The following is a 4,377-nucleotide window of genomic DNA, read 5'->3' on the forward strand; positions in this document are numbered from 1 at the left end:
CGTCGCGGCGGCGGGCCGCGTCCAGCCGGGCGCGGGCGGGCTCCAGCCGGCCGGCGAGCTGTTCGGCGCGGGTGGCGGCCTCCTGGGCCACCTCGATGCGTGCCCGCAGGCCGTCACGGGTGGAATCCCAGTCGGCCAGCCAGGCTTCCGCTTCGCGGATGAGCTCCTCGTCATCCCTTGCCTGGCGCTCCAGGCCGACCCGCTCGGTGTCGATCCGGGCGCTCCGTTGCTCGGCACGCTTCGCGGCGTCGAGCCCGCCGAGCTCCTGGCGGAGCCTGCGCTCCAGCTCCGCGAGTTGTTCGGCACCGGCGTCGGCCAGAGTGCCGGGGAGCGCGGCGCGCGCGCGGTCACGGGCCCGGCAGGCGGTGCGGTAGGTGCGGTCGGCCGCCTCCCGCAGGTCCAGCGCGGGCGCGACGAGGTCCGCCTTGCGGGCCCGTGCGAGGCGTTCGTGGTGCCGGTCGCGGTCGGGGCGGCGGGCTTCGACCGCGGCGGCGCGGCGCCGCGTCTCCTCGTATCGCTGCTGGAGCGCGGCGAGTTCGCGTTCGCTGTCGAGGGTCAGGCGGGCGGCCGACTGGCGGCCTTCGGCCATGGTGAGGACGCAGGAGGCGATGTCGAGCCGTTCGCGGGCACCGCTGCGGGCCATGGCGGCCCACTCCAGCACGCCCTCGGCGAGCCCCGGTTCGCCGGGCTGGAGGTCGGGGAGCGGCGATTCGCGTGCGGCGGGTCCGGCGGCCTGGGCGATCCGCTGAGCTGCTGCCAGAACACGTTCGTCCCCGGCCCTGACCCTGGTTTCGGCGGTACGACGCAGTTCGGCGAGACGCTCCTCGACGGCGGCGAAGCGGTGGGTGTCGAAGAGCCTGCCGAGGAGTCTGCCGCGGGCCTCGGCGTCGGCGCGCAGGAAGCGTGCGAAGTCGCCCTGGGGCAGGAGCACCACCTGGCAGAACTGTTCCCGGCTCATCCCGATGAGCCGGGTGATCTCCTCGCCGATCTCCTGGTGCGAGCGGCTGAGCGGCCGCCAGCCGTCGTCGGGGTCGTATTCGCGCAGCCGGCTCTGCGCCTTCTCCGTCGTGAAGCCGGTGCCCTTCTTCTTCGGGCGGGGCTGGGCGGGACTCCGGGTGATCTCGAGGCGTCGCCCGCCGAGGGTCAGTTCCAGCGCGACCTCGGTGGCGAGGTCCGCCGGGGCGTGGTCGCTGCGCAGGGAGGTGCCGGGACTCTGGCGGGCGCCGGGCACCGCACCGTAGAGGCCGTAGCAGACCGCGTCGAGCACCGAGGTCTTCCCGGCGCCGGTCGGCCCGTGCAGCAGGAAGAGCCCGGCCGAGGAGAGGGCGTCGAAGTCGATCTCCTGGGTGGTGCCGAACGGCCCGAAGGCGGTGACGGTGAGCCGGTGGAGTCTCAACGGTTCACCTCGCGCACTGCGTCGTCCACCCGGACGTGCTCGAAGGCGCCGCGCAGCACTGTTCGTTCCTGTTCGTCGGCCGCCGAGCCGCCGCGCACATGTGCCACGAAGTCCTCGGCGATCTGCTGGTCGTCGCGCCCCTTGAGACGCTGTGCGTACGAGGCGAGCGGGTCGTCGGCGGGCCGGTCGGGTTCGAATACGAGGCTGAGTGCGTGCGGGAAGCGCTCCAGGAGCCGGGCCATCGGCTCGGCCGGGCGCACCGGGTCGGTGAGGGTGGCCTCGATCCAGGATTCCTGGTGCCGCTCCAGCGCGGGGTCCTCGACGAGTTCGTCGAGGCGGCCGCGGAGCCTGGCGAGGGGGCGGGGCACCGGGCAGTCGAGGCGTTCGGCGGTGACCGTGCCCGAGGCGTCGAGGTCGATCAGCCACATCGTCTTGCGATGGCCGACCTCGGAGAAGGAGTAGGCGAGCGGCGAGCCGGAGTACCGGACGCGTTCGGTGACGCTCTGGCAGCCGTGCAGATGGCCGAGCGCCACGTAGTCGACGCCGTCGAAGACTCCGGCTGGCACGGCGGCCACCCCACCGACGGTGATGTCGCGCTCGCTGTCGCTGGGCTCGCCGCCCGCGACGAAGGCGTGGGCGAGCACCACGGACCGGGTGCCGTCCGGGCGGCCCGCGAGGTCCGCGCGTACCCGCTCCATGGCTGCGGTCAGCACCGCTTCGTGACCGGCGCGCTCCGCCTTGAAGACATCCTTCACCAGGGCCGGTTCCAGGTAGGGCAGCCCGTAGAACGCCACGTCGCCGTGTGAGTCCCGCAGGACGACGGGGGTGGCGCAGTCGGCGGGGTCGGTCCGCAGATGGATTCCGGCCCGTCCGATCAGTCGCGCGCCGACGCCCAGCCTGCGTGCCGAGTCGTGGTTCCCGGAGATCATCACGGTGGGCACACCGACGGCGGCGAGCCGGTGCAGCACGTCGTCGAACAGCTCGACGGCGGACAGTGGTGGAACGGCCCGGTCGTACACATCACCTGCGACGAGGACCGCGTCCACCTCGTGCTCGCGCACCATGTCCACCAGGTGGTCCAGGTAGACGGCCTGGGCTTCGAGCAGGGAGACCCGGTGGAACGAGCGCCCCAGGTGCCAGTCCGATGTGTGCAGAATTCTCAAGACCCGGCTCCGACCCGCATTGTTCTCTTCCTCCGCCCCGAGTGGTGAGCCCCTCTTTCCTCACCCCTCACAGTCTCGCATCACCGCCGGCTTCATCCGAGAAGATCGATCCGCGTTCCGACGGAGCGGAATCCTTCCCTCCGGTACGCGGGCCGGACGACGACCAGGTCCTGCCGGCGGGGCCCGGCCGGTGCGTGGGCGGAACAGGTCGTGCGGGAGACACGGCCGGGTGTGCGCCGTCGCCGTACCGGGGAACGGCAGATCCGTGCGCACGCGCTGCCCCGCGATCGTGAAGGATCCTGCGTTGCGGAACCTCTCGGACAGGGCTTTCAGGGCGGGCTCCGGGGCGAGCACGGCCAGGAGATCGCCGCGGGTCAGGAGTCGGGCCACGCACCCATGGTCCGGTGCGGCCGATCGGCGGCGGCACGACTGGAGAGCGCGTGATGACGCGGAGATCCGGTCAGGCGTCCCCGTACGCCTCGCCGCCCAGCTCCAGCCCGGCCTCGCCCGCCGTCGCGTCGGCCAGCCAGCCTCGGAAGGACTCGACATCGGCGTCCGGCAGTCCGATCTCGATGACGACGGCCTCCGCGTAGCGGACCTCGCGCACGGTGCGGCCGGTGGCCCGGAGATCGTTCTCCAGCTTGCCGGCGCGCTGGTGGCCGACGGTGATCGTGGCGAGGCGGAAGCGCCGGCGGGTGATGGTGCCGAGCTCGTCGAGAGCTTCGCCGACCACTCCCCCGTAGGCCCTGATCAGTCCGCCGGCGCCGAGCTTGACGCCACCGTAGTAGCGGGTGACGACGGCGACGACGTAACGCATCTCACGGCGCGTCAGCATCTGCAGCATGGGGACGCCCGCGGTGCCCCCGGGCTCCCCGTCGTCGCTCGCCTTCTGGATGGAGGCGTCGGCGCCGATCACGTAGGCGAAGCAGTTGTGGGTGGCGGTCGGGTGTTCCGCGCGGACGCGTGCGACGAAGTCCTGTGCCTCCTGCTCGGTGGCGGCGGGGGCGAGCGCGCAGATGAAGCGCGATCGGTTGATCTCGGTCTCGTGCACGCCCGCGCGGGCGACTGTCCGGTACTGCTCCTGCATCCGGCCAGCCTATGCCCTGCACGGGAATGGTCCGGGGCCGCCGTCCGTTGTCCGGATCATGTACGCAGACGAAGAGACGATCCGCCGGATTCTCCGGGACAGCGGCGACACCTGGGCGGTGGTGGGCCTGTCCGACAACCGGTCGCGCGCGGCCTACGGAGTCGCCGAGGTGCTTCAGCGCTTCGGCAAGCGGGTGGTCCCGGTCCATCCGAAGGCGGAGCGCGTGCACGGGGAGGACGGCTACGCCTCGCTGGCCGACATACCGTTCCCGGTCGATGTGGTGGACGTCTTCGTCAACAGCGACCTGGCGGGCGCGGTGGCCGACGAGGCGGTCGCGGCAGGCGCCAGGGCCGTCTGGTTCCAGCTCGGCGTGGTCGACACGGAGGCGTACGGCCGCACGCGTGCGGCGGGGCTGGACATGGTCATGGACCGGTGCCCCGCCATCGAGATCCCGGCGCTGAAGCGCTAGTTGTTCTGCCGCGGCAGGCAACGTCTGCCCGTCGAGGAGCGGCGTCCGGTGCGTGCTCTAGGCGTGCCGGACGGAAGCCCTCGTACTGGACGTACTCGGGCTTTCGTCCGCTGCGGCGAGAGTGCGTGCCGGGCGTCGCGACGGGGCGAACGCAGCCTGCCGCGGCACTAACTTGATCTTTAACCTCGGGGTCCGAACGGCTCCTCGTACTTGATCACTCGGAGTGGTAACTGCCGCACGTGCGGGCGGCCTTCGGCTGAGG

General features: G+C 72.1%; 4 protein-coding genes. 1 reads left to right on the top strand and 3 read right to left on the bottom strand.

All coding sequences use genetic code 11. The annotated features are described in order from the left end of the window. The 3 genes from ACWCQ6_RS35945 to ACWCQ6_RS35955 all read right to left on the bottom strand — a co-directional run. Window positions 1–1,396, bottom strand: a 1,396-nt coding sequence (locus tag ACWCQ6_RS35945) for an AAA family ATPase (RefSeq protein WP_451096534.1), incomplete at its 3' end; no start/stop codon positions are given. After that, a complete protein-coding gene (locus ACWCQ6_RS35950) occupies window positions 1,393–2,559 on the bottom strand; it encodes an exonuclease SbcCD subunit D (protein WP_451096536.1) in 1,167 nt (388 codons plus the stop codon). The genes ACWCQ6_RS35945 and ACWCQ6_RS35950, both read right to left, overlap by 4 nt. A 460-nt stretch (window positions 2,560–3,019) precedes the next feature. Then, window positions 3,020–3,646 (bottom strand): YigZ family protein, encoded by a 627-nt coding sequence (locus ACWCQ6_RS35955; RefSeq protein WP_451096538.1) that lies wholly within the window; start codon window positions 3,644–3,646, stop codon window positions 3,020–3,022. Between the two features lie 58 nt (window positions 3,647–3,704). On the opposite strand from ACWCQ6_RS35955, the gene ACWCQ6_RS35960 reads away from it, so the two are divergent. Continuing rightward, window positions 3,705–4,115, top strand: coding sequence for a CoA-binding protein (locus ACWCQ6_RS35960; RefSeq protein ID WP_451096540.1), 411 nt, complete (start codon window positions 3,705–3,707; stop codon window positions 4,113–4,115). Window positions 4,116–4,377: the final 262 nt, after the last annotated feature.

It is taken from the genome of Streptomyces sp. NPDC001880 (assembly GCF_053594575.1).

Excerpts from the sequence above, each read along its gene's own strand:
- ACWCQ6_RS35955 (WP_451096538.1), bottom strand. The coding sequence starts at position 3,646 with ATGCAGGAGCAGTACCGGACAGTCGCCCGCGCGGGCGTGCACGAGACC.
- ACWCQ6_RS35960 (WP_451096540.1), top strand. The coding sequence starts at position 3,705 with ATGTACGCAGACGAAGAGACGATCCGCCGGATTCTCCGGGACAGCGGC.